The organism is Blastopirellula sp. J2-11 (assembly GCF_024584705.1).
GTDB lineage: Bacteria > Planctomycetota > Planctomycetia > Pirellulales > Pirellulaceae > Blastopirellula.
In genome coordinates, this window is the sequence record NZ_CP097384.1 from 6,109,662 (window position 1) to 6,124,184 (window position 14,523).

13 protein-coding genes are annotated in these 14,523 nt (G+C 56.2%); 4 read left to right on the plus strand and 9 right to left on the minus strand.

Annotated features, from left to right (window positions below):
* Nucleotides 1–18: 18 nt before the first annotated feature.
* The 4 genes from M4951_RS24270 to M4951_RS24285 all read right to left on the minus strand — a co-directional run bounded on the left by M4951_RS24270 (nt 19) and on the right by M4951_RS24285 (nt 4,492).
* Complete coding sequence (locus M4951_RS24270) at nt 19–1,167, minus strand: S26 family signal peptidase (RefSeq protein ID WP_262024178.1); 1,149 nt, start codon at nt 1,165–1,167, stop codon at nt 19–21.
* An 868-nt stretch (nt 1,168–2,035) separates the two neighbouring features.
* Complete coding sequence (fba, locus tag M4951_RS24275) at nt 2,036–3,052, minus strand: class II fructose-bisphosphate aldolase (protein ID WP_262024179.1); 1,017 nt, start codon at nt 3,050–3,052, stop codon at nt 2,036–2,038.
* Between the two features lie 149 nt (nt 3,053–3,201).
* On the minus strand, nt 3,202–4,119 hold the full coding sequence (locus M4951_RS24280; RefSeq protein ID WP_262024180.1) for a hypothetical protein: 918 nt from the start codon (nt 4,117–4,119) through the stop codon (nt 3,202–3,204).
* 190 nt (nt 4,120–4,309) lie between these two features.
* Nucleotides 4,310–4,492 carry a hypothetical protein gene (locus tag M4951_RS24285; RefSeq protein ID WP_262024181.1) on the minus strand — a complete coding sequence of 61 codons (183 nt, stop codon included), beginning with the start codon at nt 4,490–4,492 and terminating at the stop codon, nt 4,310–4,312.
* Nucleotides 4,493–4,649: 157 nt separating this feature from the next.
* Here M4951_RS24285 and M4951_RS24290 point away from each other — a divergent pair, with 157 nt between their 5' ends.
* Both M4951_RS24290 and M4951_RS24295 read left to right on the plus strand, forming a co-directional pair.
* Nucleotides 4,650–5,681, plus strand: coding sequence for a lipid-binding SYLF domain-containing protein (locus tag M4951_RS24290; RefSeq protein ID WP_262024182.1), 1,032 nt, complete (start codon nt 4,650–4,652; stop codon nt 5,679–5,681).
* Between the two features lie 123 nt (nt 5,682–5,804).
* Entirely contained in the window at nt 5,805–7,781 is a 1,977-nt protein-coding gene (locus M4951_RS24295; protein ID WP_262024183.1) for a PAS domain-containing protein, read from the plus strand.
* On the opposite strand, the gene M4951_RS24300 is transcribed toward M4951_RS24295, so the two are convergent.
* Entirely contained in the window at nt 7,778–8,302 is a 525-nt protein-coding gene (locus tag M4951_RS24300) for a hypothetical protein (RefSeq protein ID WP_262024184.1), read from the minus strand. The two genes, M4951_RS24295 and M4951_RS24300, sit on opposite strands and share 4 nt — an antisense overlap.
* 203 nt (nt 8,303–8,505) lie before the next feature.
* Here M4951_RS24300 and M4951_RS24305 point away from each other — a divergent pair, with 203 nt between their 5' ends.
* Nucleotides 8,506–9,222 carry a basic secretory family protein gene (locus tag M4951_RS24305; protein WP_262024185.1) on the plus strand — a complete coding sequence of 239 codons (717 nt, stop codon included), beginning with the start codon at nt 8,506–8,508 and terminating at the stop codon, nt 9,220–9,222.
* A 295-nt stretch (nt 9,223–9,517) separates the two neighbouring features.
* Here M4951_RS24305 and M4951_RS24310 read toward each other — a convergent pair whose 3' ends face one another.
* The 3 genes from M4951_RS24310 to M4951_RS24320 form a co-directional block, all read right to left on the minus strand.
* Nucleotides 9,518–10,843, minus strand: a complete 1,326-nt coding sequence (locus M4951_RS24310) for a PhoPQ-activated pathogenicity-related family protein (protein WP_262024186.1) — start codon at nt 10,841–10,843, stop codon at nt 9,518–9,520.
* 48 nt (nt 10,844–10,891) lie between these two features.
* Nucleotides 10,892–11,344, minus strand: coding sequence for a hypothetical protein (locus M4951_RS24315; RefSeq protein ID WP_262024187.1), 453 nt, complete (start codon nt 11,342–11,344; stop codon nt 10,892–10,894).
* Between the two features lie 62 nt (nt 11,345–11,406).
* Nucleotides 11,407–12,435, minus strand: coding sequence for a DUF1559 domain-containing protein (locus M4951_RS24320; RefSeq protein WP_262024188.1), 1,029 nt, complete (start codon nt 12,433–12,435; stop codon nt 11,407–11,409).
* A gap of 793 nt (nt 12,436–13,228) precedes the next feature.
* Between M4951_RS24320 and M4951_RS24325 the strand changes: the two genes are divergently transcribed.
* On the plus strand, nt 13,229–13,960 hold the full coding sequence (locus tag M4951_RS24325) for a hypothetical protein (RefSeq protein ID WP_262024189.1): 732 nt from the start codon (nt 13,229–13,231) through the stop codon (nt 13,958–13,960).
* Here the strand turns inward: M4951_RS24325 and M4951_RS24330 are convergent.
* Nucleotides 13,957–14,376 (minus strand): DoxX family protein, encoded by a 420-nt coding sequence (locus tag M4951_RS24330; protein WP_262024190.1) that lies wholly within the window; start codon nt 14,374–14,376, stop codon nt 13,957–13,959. The genes M4951_RS24325 and M4951_RS24330 overlap by 4 nt on opposite strands.
* Nucleotides 14,377–14,523: the final 147 nt, after the last annotated feature.

Genomic DNA, 14,523 nt, shown 5'->3' on the forward strand with positions numbered 1-14,523 from the left:
TACCGATCTGAAGAAACTTTAGTCCGGCTTGCTAGCGAGGTCCATCCGACGAGCGTTTTTCGCCGGAACTGTCCCGAAATGCCGCGAATCTCGCGATGCCAGCACGTTATCCCCCAATACGAAGTACGCGTCCGCCGGGATTTTGGTTTCCGGAAAATCAGCATATTGGATATCGCGGAAGATTTTTAGGCTCTCGATCTGGCCGCTGCCAGGATGGATTCGCAGGGGCTTTGCGGTGCAGTTTCCTGGTTCTAGCTGGTAAGGGGCCGTCACACCGCCTGACTGAGTTTCACTTCCCAGTTGCAGTAGCTGGTCACAGACGCAGGCATGCACGACCGTCGTTTGCGGCGTCCGTTTGTAGGCCCCCTCCGTTTGTGAGTTACGAATGGGATAGATCTCCCCCTCTTTGAGATAACAAAAAGTCCTGCCCCTAGGCGGATCTTCGCGCAGCAGGAATTCGTTCTGTTCAAAACCAAAGATCACCTCCATCGGTCCATTCCGCTTCCAATCGAAGGTGCACATCAATTCATTGAGCGGATGCAGCTTGCCTGACAATCCTTGGTTGTAGGGATAGTCGTCCAACGGCGGCGCGGCGCCGGTGATTTGAATCCCCTGACTATGGACCTGGTGATGATATTGGATCCAGCCGTCGTCCGTGATGACGATACGCGGATCGCTGGCCAGATTGTCGGCGACCGCGTAAACAGGAAGCATGACGCGGGAGAGTTCGTCCCAGCGTTTTTGATAACGCTCGCCGCCGATCCATAAATCGCCGTCGCGGCCCTCGATCGTTTCGCCCGGCAAGCCGACGACCCGCTTGACCACTTGTTGCGTGGGGGCGTCAGGATCAGGAAACATCACCAGATCAAATCGCTCGATCTTGCCGGAGATGGGTTGGATCACATCGCCAGGTTGGACAGCGCCGGTTTTGATCGGCGCGATCGCGCCGCAGTAATCGCAAGTCGCCGTTGGTATCGGCCCGCGGGTCGCATCGATCGAAAAGCGATGTCCGCACTCAGGGCAAGTCACGCCGTAATGCGGCCCCAATAGCGCCGGCGCCATCGACGGACCGGACACGCGATAAACGGGCGCCCGCGCAAAGAACGTATAACCGCCGGCCAGCGCCGCGATCATCAAGATGCCGGTGAGTACGAGCAGGCGTTTCATAAAACCAAGTGGTGGATGCGGACAAATTTCACTTTAGCCCGAGGCGCAAGTTTTGAGGTTGCGCTATTTAGCAATTCAGGAAGTGTTGAACACGGGTGAAGCACGATCAAACAGGGTCCGAATCCACCGAAAATCGTCACACTAGCCCGCCAGCGCCAGCGAGGGAATGGAGTTGGCGATCCTAACACGGATTGAAGTGGCGAACCGTATTCCCTCGCTCGCGCTGGCGGGCTAGTGTTCGATGGATTCGAAATAGCGCAACTTCAAAGGGCGCAAGCCGATGGAATGCGGTCGAACCGCACAAGGTTGGACTGGACAGGGCGGACCGGACTGGACCGCTTTGTTTTTTTTGTCCGCAGGGTTGGACTGGAGTTGTTCCACTGTCCCCAGAGGCGAAAATTGGTGCATGTCGAATTCCCTACATCATAAATCGAGTTTGGCTGGGAGCCGCCAAGGAATCTCCGAGCGCGCGCAGGAATTGGCCAACTCGCGATTGCGACTTGGCGGTTTTCGTTCCTCATATAATCGACCCGAATTGCGTGCGCTTTGTAAAGAGACAATTTTTGGACACTCATCCGATGCGTGTCCTCTGAAGTTGTGCGATTTTCAGGTTGGCCGCGATAGCGCTGGTGATCGATCGCCGGATGAAGCGTTAGGCGAACTGGCGGAACGGATGCCGCTGTAGGTTTCGCCTCATTTGTGGCGCGATTTATTGGCGGTTCATTCGGCTTGGTGATTTTGACCGCATTCCTTCGGCTCGAGCCTCGGGCTGGTGTTCTCAATCGTCGCTTCGAACGCAAAACGCCCTGATCAAAAGATCAGGGCGTTTCTCAGTTTTACAACTGTGGGTCGTGACTTTTCGCGGCGACTAGATCAGTTTGGCGTCGCGCATTTTGGCGGCCATGCCGGCTTGACCGAAGGCGGTCATGCGGTCGATGCAAACTTGCTTCATCGCAGCGCGAGCCGGCTTCATGTAAGCGCGGGGATCAAACTCCGACGGGTTTTCGGTCAGCACTTTGCGGATGGCGCCGGTGATCGCCATGCGGTTGTCAGTGTCGACGTTGATCTTGCGAACGCCGCTCTTGATGCCGCGTTGGATTTCTTCAACCGGCACGCCGAAGGTTTGCTTCATCTTGCCGCCGTAGTTATTGATGATATCCTGCAGCTCTTGCGGAACAGACGAGCTGCCGTGCATCACCAAGTGGGTGTTCGGCAACTTCTTGTGGATCGCTTCGATGCGATCCATCGCCAGCACTTCACCGGTCGGCTTCGACGTGAACTTGTAAGCGCCATGACTCGTACCGATCGCGACGGCCAACGCGTCTACGCCGGTCGCTTTGACAAATTCAAACGCTTCGTCCGGGTCGGTCAGCAGCTGATCGTGCGACAGCTCGCCGACGGCGCCGTGACCATCTTCGGCTTCGCCGGTACCGCTTTCGAGCGAACCCAAGCAGCCGAGTTCTCCTTCGACGCCGACGTTTTTGGCGTGCGCCATTTCGACCACCTTCTTGGTGACGGCGACGTTGTAGTCGAAGTCAGCCGGGGTCTTGCCATCTTCTTTCAGCGAGCCGTCCATCATCACCGAGGTGAAGCCGTTCTCGATGGCGCTCATGCAGGTCTCAGGGCTGTTGCCGTGGTCTTGGTGCATGACGATCGGAATTTGCGGATATAGTTCCGAAGCGGCGATCATCAAGTGACGCAAGTAGTTGTCTTGCGAGTAAGCGCGAGCGCCACGCGACGCTTGGACGATCACAGGGCTGTCGGTTTCCGCGGCGGCCTCCATGATCGACTGAATTTGCTCCATGTTGTTGACGTTGAAAGCGGCGACGCCGTAGTTGTTTTCGGCGGCATGGTCGAGCAGAACGCGGAGCGTAATCAGCGGCATGAAATTCTCCTCAGCAGAACAGTAAGGACGCGAATCAGGATGCGGTAGAAGCGAAATCACCGCTGGTTTGCGCCCTGCGGTAAATTGTTTCGGCTTAGCAAGCGATCGATTATCAAACCGTAGAAGTGCTGCGGTCAATCCCCCGGAACTTAATCGAACGACACGGAGCTATAGCTTTCCGTAGATTCTGCCTTAACGGGTGAAATCTCCCCAGGCTCGGCAGCTTTTTCTATTTCCGCGGCAAAAAGATTGCCGGTCTGGCTCGCCGCCAAGCGAATCAACATCACCTGACGTCGCCCATCGGCGCGCGAGAAGAAGGCTTTTCCAGCCCCTTTGAGCTCGTCGGTGGCCCCCAAAATCAAGGTCTCACCGGGAGACATGATCGCTTTCATCGTCAAGTCCGAGAGGGCCTCGGAGCGGGGGCGATGGGCGATCTCAAAAATGCCGTCCCTTGGGGACGAAAAGTCGCGCTGCGGTTGGCCGTGTTGAATCTCGGGAGTCAATTCGACCAGCACGCGACCATCTCCTTGCGGATAGGTGAGGATGGCGAAACGACATTGGGCCTGGTAGTAAGTTTCACCGGTAACCGCATCTCCTTGCTTGACGAAGCAGGTCAGCTCGGGCATCACGTCCGACGCGATCAGTTCACCCCGTTTTCCTTTGCGGAAACGGCGCTGCTCGGCGATCGGCATTTCGCCATCTTTGACCAGAACCGACGTTTGCCCATTCAGACCTGCTTTGCCGGAGCCGGTTTCGAGCAGATCGCGAATCTGCTGAGGCAAATGATAGTTGATCAAACCAACGCGGATTCCGTTGTCGTACAAATGGTGACGCGTCGAGGTCGGCATAAATTGCTCATCGACTTCGAGCCACATCTTCGCGATTGCATCTTGCTGCAGATTGGGAATGCGCACCTTGGTCGTTTCCAACACCACCGTGTCGTCGGCGATGTTCGACTGCGGCAAAGTTGAAGGCTCCGTCGTCGTATCCTGTTGCCAAAGCGCGCAACCGCAAGCGCCCAGCGCGAGCAGTACGACGATCGACAATCGAGGGACGAACAGCGACATCCTCAAAAAATCCATGGAGACAAGGTTGCTAGCTGCAATACGAATGAGTCCGTCGCACGTCCGAGAGTTCGGCTGCGGCGACGAATTCTCGGGGAGAGTACGTCGCCAGGCGGAATGGGGTCAACAGCAACCGAGGCGAAAACATCAAGAGTGGGGGATGTGAGATACGGCTGCGCACGATCGCCGGCGACTAATAGTCGAAATCGCTTTGTCGCCAATCGTCGTGACCGGTCGATTCTCGCCAATGTTCCGATCGTTCGGCGGCGCCGTAATATTGCCCAGCGATACCTTGTCCTAACCACTCGCAGATCGCACAGCCCGGCGTGGCCAGCAAGAGGAAGAACAGGAGTGTGGCGAGCGTTGTTTTCGACATACAAGGATCATCGGCAACGAGGGGACGCGATTCAAGCCGAATTGGTGGGCGCGATAGCTGCTAGCAAAGATTTCTCTGTTTTGCCAGCAACCCATCCCGGGTAAATTGCCGTACTAACAAACGGACATACGGGGCGCGACCAACAAGGAGTAATCGCATGCACTACGTAAAACTGACCACGGCGACCATTTGCATGATCGCGCTGTTTGTCGCCGCTCCGGCCCACGCGCAGTCTCTCGAATCGCAAACCGTCGCACAGTCGACCGGCGTGCTGAACGAGATCATGCAGATCCCGGCGAAGGGAATTCCACACAAAATGCTTGCCGACGCCCAAGGCCTGGTGATCATCCCCAATATGATCAAAGGGGGCTTTGTGGTCGGCGTGCGACATGGCAACGGCGTGGTGATGGTGCGTGACGCAGCGACCGGCGGTTGGACCGCACCGCAATTTGTCAGCATGACCGGCGGCAGCGTCGGTTGGCAGGTCGGCGTACAATCGACCGACGTGGTCCTGGTTTTCCGCACGCAAAAGAGTGTGCAAGGTTTGCTGCAAGGGAAATTCACGCTGGGCGTTGATGCGGCCGCGGCCGCTGGCCCGTTGGGTCGTCAAGCTTCGGCCGGAACCGATCTTGAGTTGAAGTCCGAAATCTACTCGTACAACCGGAGCCGCGGCTTGTTTATCGGCGCGTCGCTTGACGGCAGCGCTTTGCAGATGAACAACGCCGCGACCCAAGCCTATTACGCTGCAGGCGTTCCGCCGGAAGCGAACGAACTGGTCGCCACCGTCTTGAAATACTCGGCGCCGCAGACGGCCGTTCAGCCGGGGATGATTGCAGAGCAGCAGCCGACAGCGGCAACCGAAACGCTAGGCCAGGCCTCAGCGCATTTGAATCAATTGCAGGCCGAAACCGCGGCGGCGTCGCAGCGATTGGGCGCGGTGCTGGATGACAATTGGCGACGCTATCTGGGGCTGCCGCCCGAGGTGTATACGCCAGGGCGTCAACCTTCGCCGCAAGCGCTGGAGGCATCGCTCGAAAATTTTCGCCGCGTGATGGCCAACCCGCAATACGCCCAACTGTCGCAACGGGCCGATTTCCGCTCGTTGGTCGCGACGCTCGAGCAATATGCGGCGGCGCTTTCGCAACCGGTCAACGATAATGCGTTGCAATTACCGCCGCCGCCGATGTAATCGCTACGACAGTCCGGCGGTTCGCGGAGATCCGTACCACCCCGATGGCGGACAACTGGCTATTTGCGGTTAAGATAGAGGGAACCATCTATTTGTGCCCTCTTCGCAAAGTTGAACAGCTCCGTGGACTCTCCTCCTCTCGAAGAACAAATCGCTCAACTAGAGCGACAGTTGAGCGATGCAAAGTCAAGATTCTCTAAACTGCAGTGTGAGAATCGCGATTTAACCGCCCAACTCTCTTCGTTGCGCAATCTGGCGAACAATCTTCCCTGCTTCTTGTTCCAAACGCTCAACAAGATCGATGGAACTGAATTCTCGATGACGTATGTGGGAAGTGGGATTCAACGCTTCGGATACACGGAGCAAGCGATCTACGATCAACCAGATCTGATGATCGAGATGATCCATCCGGATGATCGAGAGTCCTATTTTGCGTTGGTCGACGCTTGTCTAAATGACGCTAGTATGCCGTTCGCGATTGATATGCGGCTTGTTTCGCCCTCTGGCGATGTCCGCTGGGGGCGAGTTCGATCAAGCGCTGTTCGCATTTCGGATGATTTCTTACAGTACAACGGCATCTGTATTGATATCACCGAAGAGAAGCTGACGGCGGCACGGTTGTCCGAATCGGAGTCGCAACTAAGGCTGGCGCTGACTCCTCGTGATTTCGGCGCGTTCATTTGGGATTTGACCACCGATCTCGTCACGCTCAACAGCTCGTTATTCCCGGCGTTCGGTCGTCCTACCGATTCAGAGGTGATTCACGTCAGTGAATTCTTCACCGCCGTTCACCCAGATGATCGGCAGCGAGTTCGGGAAGTGCTGGAACGCGTGATCGCTTCGGAGAATGCGTTCGAAGATCAGTTTCGCGTCGTCTGGCCGGACGAATCGATCCATTATCTTTCAGATCGAGCGGTCGTTCAACGCGACGCCTCGGGCAAGGCGGTTTTGATGTGCGGCGTCTGTTGGGACATCACCCCCTTAGAACAAGCGCGCGGCGAACTCGAAAACAAAGTTGTCGAAAAAAGCGTCGAACTGGAAGCAATCTCCGCGCGCTGGCAAGCGATTAGCGATTGCTCGCCCGACTTTATCATGACGCTGGATCGTGACGGCGTGACGCGCTACATCAACCGAACTGCGCCCGGACTCACAGTCGAAGACGTTCTGGGACGCTCGATGATGGATTTCGCAACTCCTGAGGATGCGGAAGCGATCACCGAGCATATGCGAGCAACGCTGGAAAATGGCGAAATGCGTAGTTGGGAAACGAAGTTTCCCCACGGCGACGGGATCCTTGATCTGCTTGTGCGTTGCAGTCCACTGGTCATTGATGGCGAAATCCAGGGAGCCGTGATCGCATCAACAGACGTCTCCGAACTACGAAAAATGCAGCGTCGCCAGGCGCATGACGAACAGCTGCTGCGAGAACTATGGCAACTGCAGGAAAAAGAACGCCAGCTCACGGCGCTCGAAATCCATGACGGATTCGTGCAGTATGTTGTCGGCGCTCAATTCGCTTTTGACGCCGTCCGCTATCGACTGCAGGACGAGCAGCACCCGGCGCTGGAAGATCAGGCCAAAGGGCTAGAGATGCTTCGTTCGGCGATCACCGAAGCCCGGCGCACGATCAGTCGCTTACGGCCGCTGGTGATCGATGATGACGGACTGGTCGAAGCGCTCCATTATTTGGCAGCAGAAGAATCGGACCGGTATGAATTTGACGCCGCCATTGATTGCACCGGGGACTATGAAGATCTTGATCCGCTGCTGATGGGCGCGATGTTTCGCATCGTTCAAGAAGGCGTTTCCAACGTGCGTCGCCACAGCGGCGCAGCGGCGGCGCGCGTGAAAGTGAGCCGTGAAGGAGATCGCATCGCGATCGAGATCCAAGACGATGGCAAAGGATTCGACCTCTCCAAAGTCTCGAACGAACGATTTGGCGTCCGCGGCATAATCGAGCGAGCGCGGCTCTTTGGCGGCTCGGCCGCGATTGACAGCGCACCAGGAAAAGGAACTCGCATCCAGGTCAAACTGCCGACGTTAGCACGGCAAACCGAACTGCACGCGCTGTTGCAAACGATGGCGCCCAATCTGGATTAGTGGCTAGCCATCGGCGGACGAATCGGACCAGGACCGCCGCCAAACGGCATTCGCGGCGTGGTCTGCATCTTGAGCGGTTGTTGGCTGGCGGCGCGCGACTCAAGCTCTGTCCTCAGGCCGTCGCCGTGTGGTTCCATTGCGGCGCCAAACGCATACGGAGCACGATAACCGATTCCGCTTGGATAGGCGAATGGAACGCCGTACCCGATTCCTCCGTACCCCAAGCCGCCCATGCCGAGGCCTCCGTAGCCAAGTCCATATCCGCCGCCGTAGAACCCAAAGCCCGGCCCGTTGCCGAAATCGCCTCCCCAAAAATCAAGCGCCGGCATCGGTGCGTTGTAGGGTGCGATCACTTCTGGCGTTTTGCCGCGGCGTTCCTTATCGGACTGCCCGGCCAGCATGAACGAGTAGAAGTTGTCATCACTTTTCGTATCGTCGCCGTCTTGGGCGAAAATTTCTTGCGGAGCGCCAAACATCATCGCCACGCAAAAAATCGCAATGCGACTGTGAGTTGAGAACATAATCATCGGCTCAGTTGGAGAAAAACAACGTCGGTCGAGAGAGATTTTCCCTCTCCAAAAACGTAGCTCACGAAATGCGACCAGGTTGGGTCGAAACGATTTTTTCCGTTCCCCCACTCCTTTTCCTGTCGTTTCCGCCGGTCTTAGCTATGATCAAACGGCGCCAAGCGCCATAATCCCGTTGGTCCCAGGAGAAGAAACTCGTGAAATTGCCATTTGCTTGCCTGGCCGTGTTGCTGGCCCTTTGTCTTTTGCCGACTGCTGGCCGCGCAGCGGACGACTTGGCCTCGAAATGGTATCCCGCGACGGCCGTTGCGCCGGAGACTCCCGAGTTCGTCCTCGTCACCGACGAGGTCGCCGCTGACGAATCTGCGAAAGCATGGGGAGACCAAGCCAAGCAACTTTGCGATCAATGGTTCCCCATCATCTGTCACCTGCTGCATACCGAAGGCTGGACGCCTCCCAAACGGGTCGAGCTGGTCCTGAAAAAGGAGCAAGAAGCCCCCGGCGTGACGATCGGGTCAAACATCTATATCAGCACCGCATGGATCCAATCGCATCCCGAAGATTTTGGGATGGTGATCCACGAACTGACGCACGTCGTGCAAAGCTATCCTCACTCGCGCGGCAAACCAGGCTGGCTCGTCGAGGGAATCGCTGACTACGTTCGCTATTGGAAGTACGAAGCCGAGCGTCCGCGCTATCCGCTCAATCGAAATCGAGCCAAGTACACCGACGGCTACAACAACACGGCGGCCTTCTTAGCGTTCCTCACTTGGAAATACGATCGCCGCATCGTACCGAAGCTAGACGAAGCGCTGCGCACACGCCGCTACAACGACAAGATGTTTGAAGAGCTGACCGGAAAAAACCTGGACGATCTCTGGGCCGACTTCCTGGCCAACAATCCCATGGCCTAGTCGTAGAGCAGGCCTACGCACCCGAGCTTTGTAGAAGGCGCCCTTATTCGTAGTCCGCTGCGAAAGTTTTGAGGTTGCGCTATTTGCAATTCACGAACGATCAAACACGAATGAAGGACGTTAATACGACCAGAACCAACCGGCAATCGTCACACTAGCCCGCCAGCGCCAGCGAGGGAATAGAGTTGGCGATCCTAACACGGATTGAAGTGGCGAGCCGTATTCCCTCGCTTGCGCAGCGGGCTACGAAGAAAAATGTTGGACCACGTTTGATGATCAAGATAGTCGCTGCTGTCTACTGCCGATGAATCTGCGTTGTCAGCGAATAGACATGACCCTGCATTTGGTAGCGGGCCTCGGCGTACATTGCGACAAAGCCTTCTTGCGGCACGTCGATCGTTGCGACATACGCGCCAGCGGCGGCGGCGACTGGCTCGCTCGTCCACTTCGAGGGACGGAAGTCGCCGCTGGCGGAAGTTGCGGACCAGAGCCGGACTTCCTTGGGCGCTACATCGCTGCGAACGGTCAGCGTGATCTTTTCCTCCGCTTGGGCATATTGCCATTGCAAGTTGGGAAGCGGCTTATCTGCGGCGACATGCTTTACGAAGGCGACCAGCGTCGTCAACGCGGTCTCCAGTCCTCCTTCTAGTCCATGTCCCGCGTTGGGAATGTACAGCAGATGTTTCTGTCCCGGCAGATCATCCCAATAGATGTTCAGCGCATCGACAACCCAGTAGGGATCGTTCGTGCCGTTGATGATCAATTTGGGCAACGACAATTGTGCACGGTAGGTGTACGGGTCGACCCAGCGCCACAGGGGAACGTCTGGTTGTTCTTGCATGACGCGGACCAGTCCCTTGCTGGTGTAGTCCTTGATCTGCTCGCTATGTTTTCCCCAGATCGCAATTTGATGTTTCATCTGCGCCTGGAAATTGAGAGTATCAATCACAATGGGGGCGATCCCGGCGACGCGCTCGTCTGCGACCGCCGTTAGCCAGGTGGTCCAACCTCGTTTCGAAGCGCCTGCGACGATGAATTTTTCGACGTCGCCGTCCCACTGTTGTTTAGCGACCAGCTGGATCACATCCATCGCGCGAACGGCGCTTTTCACCATCGGAAACAACAGCGGCCAGGTTGCATCGCGCGAGTCGAGATAGCGCAAGAACGTCTCCGTGATCAGATCGTCTTCCGTCCGATCTCCCAGCAGCGGTTGATTGGGAACTTGCAGCAAGTAACCGACGCAAACTCCACCGGCGTTGGCCATCCGAGCGCCGGCGAGCATGTCGCCGGTGCGTAGTTTGCCGCCGGTCTTCCCGCCGGTGATAAACAACAAACTATGCTCGGGATGCTTGTTTTCTTTCGGTTCAAAGATCGCCAGCCGATGCGTCCAGGTGATCCCTTGCCAAGTTTGGGAGGTCAATTCGACCTCATGTAGTCGCCCCATGTTAAGCGGCAAGTCGGTCGTTTTGTCCAACTTCCAGGCAAAGCTCTCGTCTGCTTGGGCGACATAATCCTGCAAGGCCGTCGGCGGTGCGGCGACCTTTTCGGCCCGTAAGCCGTACGGACTAGCCAGAACGACAAACAACGCGCCAAGTACGAGAATTCGAGAAAACCGGATCATAGGTGCAATGCTGTGGTGAAACCGTAGTAGTTGGGTGCGTCGAACGACTTACTTGGTCGTCAACTCGATCTCCCCCAGATCAACAGGCTTTTGATCGGCGGTGAGGGTCAATTTGACAGGCGATTTCTCGGGTTTGTTGTAGCGATTTTTCAGACGATCGGGGCCCGAAAATCCAACCGACATCTGATTTAACTTGCCCCAATAAAACGTCAACGCATAACTGCCTGGCGGAACGCCGTCTCCTTCAACGTACGTCGATAAGGCAAACCGGCCGTCCTCACTAGTCAGCGATTGCGTTACCGAGGGATGCTCTAGATCTGCGGCGCCGACGTTCTGGCACTCGATCACGATCGGGCTCCCCGGCGGGCGTCCGTCGACAGTTACAATACCCGAGACTTGGATCGTCGGTTTCGCAAAATATTCGTGATCTTTTTCGCCGCAACCAAGCGACCCCAGCGCTGCCGCAACCAGCGACAGCGCAAGTAGATTTCGGCAATTCATCCGGCTCATCCCCTCATGCGATTGGCAATACGATCCTTAGCACGCTACTCCCCCTGTCTCGATTATAAATCGCCAGGAACTTCTTCCCCTTTGTAGGTCACCAGCGCTGCGAACGTGTAGCCCGCAACCGTGGCTGGAACGAATTGCACAGAACCGTCGCACATCAAGAAGTTGGCCCCGCCGGGATGGAACGCATAAAAACCGACGCTGCGGCCATTGCTGCAGTTGATAATGCAAGCGCCGCCGTTGGTTCCCAGCGAGCCGTCATACAACGAGCCTTGCGGCCAATTATCGCCGGTTAAAAAGTCGGCCCAACCGCCCCCCTGCGTATCGCCGTAAGTGCTCGTCAACGTCGAGTCGACTTTCCGCAGCTTGTAGACTTGTCTCCCCCCCAGGCGTTCGCCCAGCAGAAATGTATTGGAAGTGCCGTCGACAATGTCGGCAACGCGAGGGCACGACTTGCGACCTCCTTCGCCCGTTTGCCACAGGATTCCATCGTTGTCTGACGCCGGGTTCGAGGCATAGGCCAAAGATGCGAAGGCGCCCCGGATGCCGGCCGTCGGGCTATAATCGCCGCGCGCGGCGGTCCAAGTCAAAGCAAACGGCGGCAGGCCTGCCCCCAAAGCGTCTTGAGGAACGCTGTAATCGTGAAGCGTCTCCGCAGCGGCGGAAGGGCACATAAAGGCGTTGATCGGCGTTTTGATCACTTCCAGATTGTTCGCCACCGCGGTGGCGTTAAAGATCGCGCCTGCCTCGTTAAACCCCGGGGCGCGCGAGTCATATTTGTCGTCCAAAGCCGATTGTTCTAAGTACGGCAGCAATTGGACCGACCAGCCTTGCACGTTTAGATCGGCCGTAATATTCCAGCCGAACGGAAAGCAACCGAGCGTCGAATGGTAGTTGTGAAACGCCAATCCTAGCTGCTTGAGGTTGTTGGTGCATTGCATCCGCCGAGCCGCTTCGCGGGCTTGTTGCACCGCAGGTAATAACAATGCAATCAAGACGCCGATGATCGCAATGACCACTAACAACTCAACCAACGTAAAACCGTTACGCCGGTGTACGGAAGCGCTCGCGCGATGAAATTTCATGACGCCGTTCCTTGAACAAGATGTCGAGAAGAGGAGAAAGATGAAGAGTAGCAATGCGTCGCACAATTTCAAAAATTGAGACACAAGTGCGGATGTTATTGGAGAAAATTGATCTGACTGAGTCAAACCTAATTCAGAAATTTCGTCAATCAATAGCGCAATGAAGAGGAGCGAATGTCGGGAACGTTCGCAATATCCTCTCGGAAAGCGCCTCGATAAGACTTCGTGAATTATTCCAGCGAAGCGGCCGATTCAGAAATCGCCAGTCCAGCTGGAAGCGCAAGAGCGCGCAAAAAAACAGGACGTGCGACAAGATAGGCTCGTCGCACGTCCCGATTGAAACCATATCAGATCAAAAAAGGATCTAATGTGGCAGTGGGGCGCCTACCGGCAACCCGCCGGCAGCCGTTAGGCGTCACCACCTCTTCGGCTAATACAGACAGATTCCACTGAACCACCTCCTTTCCACTAAAGCCACCCCAGTCTTTGCCGATTAAGCCAGTTAGACGACATTGATCTGGGCTCTAGTAAAATTGCGTCGCGTCAACGCAATCCGATACTACAACTTTGCGCCACTCATTGGAGTTCTGCAAGAGCAATTCTCACAGCGGCAACCAAGTAGACAACCCAGCTTGGGATGGGTTCGCGCGGCTCCCAAAAAAATCGACGATCGTAACTTATGGCCGGAAAAGGAGTTTGGTCACAATACGATTCAGCCCCAAGATCTCGCCGACCAAAGCGAATTTCCTCCGTCGGATACTCGGCGCCTCTCTCAAGACGAAAGTTCACTTGGATGAGATCTACCGATTTTGCCCGTAAGACGCTTCCCTGGATCATAGGCGTCGCTGTCACGCTGATGTCGATCACGGCCGCGTTTATCGGTTGGCAGGCCTATCTTGTGCAGCGATATGGCCAGCAACTCGATGGTTTGCAAAACGACTATGGCGTCTTAATCAATCGGATGGCCGCCGATGGCACCTACGTGATTTGGTACAGTCCCTTGGCGTTTCCTCCTACGCGGCCCCAACTGGCCGGCGTTCAGCCACCGCCGATGCCGCCGCTGGACGATCTGAGCAAATTGCATCCGTCCGGAGGGCTGATTCCGCTGTTACGGCCGCCGGTGGTCGTGATGGATCTACCAATCGATCTGATTGACCAACAGACGACTACGTTGCCGCAGGTCGGCCAATTACAGGTCGCCGGCCCCATACGTGACGCTGAAGACTTAGAGGCGATCTTCCGTGTATTTCCACAACTCGATCTACTGTCGATAGACAACTTGCCGTGGAATAACGCGATGCAATCCGTGCTCAGCCAGCATCGTCGCAAATTGATCTTAAACGTGCCGATCGAAGACGCCCCCGACACCGTTGATGAGACCAAAACGGTCACCACAGGTGATATCACCTTAGAGGTGAAGACCAGTCGCATCAGTCCCGTCGAAGTGTACTGGTTTTCGCGTGCACCAATTCAACCCCAACAACCTTCCACGGAGATCGGCGCCACAGACGAAGTAAACCGTTAACCCCACCGAAACGGAATCATCTTCCACAACCGCTGATCGCGTAGATAAATCCCGACCCAGGCCAAGATCGGCAGCAGGATCTGCACCGTCATATCTTCGTCTTTCAGCCAATGCGTGCAGATCGCTCCGCCCATGTAGCCGGTCAGCAGAATCGCTCCCAAGATCGAGGTCTGCGGAATCAGATACAGCACCGCGCAGGTCGTCAACAAGATCCCCAGCGGCAGCAGTTTGGCGACGGGGAAGCCAGCTTCTTGCATCTCCTTGACCGCCTCCGGATCCATCTCGCCGCCCAAGGCCATCGACAACTTCATCACGCCGGCGGCGAGAAACGCCAATCCGGCCAGCAAGGTGATCACGCGCCCGATCCACACCGCGACCATGTTGGGTTGGTTGACGACGATTTCCGATTCGGTCATCGGGATGCCTTTACCTGTTACTGGGGACGTTCGTTTGCCTGGTAGGATAACGAAGTATAGCGAGAGAGGGAATTACGAGGCAATCAACGTCCTCAAATTGGCAAGCGTTTCTTAGAAGTTGCGCAATTTGACAGAATAAGAAAATGG

What these genes read in the sequence shown, in the direction of transcription:
- M4951_RS24270 (WP_262024178.1), bottom strand. Translation starts at nt 1,167, where the DNA reads ATGAAACGCCTGCTCGTACTCACCGGCATCTTGATGATCGCGGCGCTG.
- fba (WP_262024179.1), bottom strand. Translation starts at nt 3,052, where the DNA reads ATGCCGCTGATTACGCTCCGCGTTCTGCTCGACCATGCCGCCGAAAAC.
- M4951_RS24280 (WP_262024180.1), bottom strand. Translation starts at nt 4,119, where the DNA reads ATGTCGCTGTTCGTCCCTCGATTGTCGATCGTCGTACTGCTCGCGCTG.
- M4951_RS24285 (WP_262024181.1), bottom strand. Translation starts at nt 4,492, where the DNA reads ATGTCGAAAACAACGCTCGCCACACTCCTGTTCTTCCTCTTGCTGGCC.
- M4951_RS24290 (WP_262024182.1), top strand. Translation starts at nt 4,650, where the DNA reads ATGCACTACGTAAAACTGACCACGGCGACCATTTGCATGATCGCGCTG.
- M4951_RS24300 (WP_262024184.1), bottom strand. Translation starts at nt 8,302, where the DNA reads ATGTTCTCAACTCACAGTCGCATTGCGATTTTTTGCGTGGCGATGATG.
- M4951_RS24310 (WP_262024186.1), bottom strand. Translation starts at nt 10,843, where the DNA reads ATGATCCGGTTTTCTCGAATTCTCGTACTTGGCGCGTTGTTTGTCGTT.
- M4951_RS24315 (WP_262024187.1), bottom strand. Translation starts at nt 11,344, where the DNA reads ATGAATTGCCGAAATCTACTTGCGCTGTCGCTGGTTGCGGCAGCGCTG.
- M4951_RS24320 (WP_262024188.1), bottom strand. Translation starts at nt 12,435, where the DNA reads ATGAAATTTCATCGCGCGAGCGCTTCCGTACACCGGCGTAACGGTTTT.
- M4951_RS24325 (WP_262024189.1), top strand. Translation starts at nt 13,229, where the DNA reads ATGAGATCTACCGATTTTGCCCGTAAGACGCTTCCCTGGATCATAGGC.
- M4951_RS24330 (WP_262024190.1), bottom strand. Translation starts at nt 14,376, where the DNA reads ATGACCGAATCGGAAATCGTCGTCAACCAACCCAACATGGTCGCGGTG.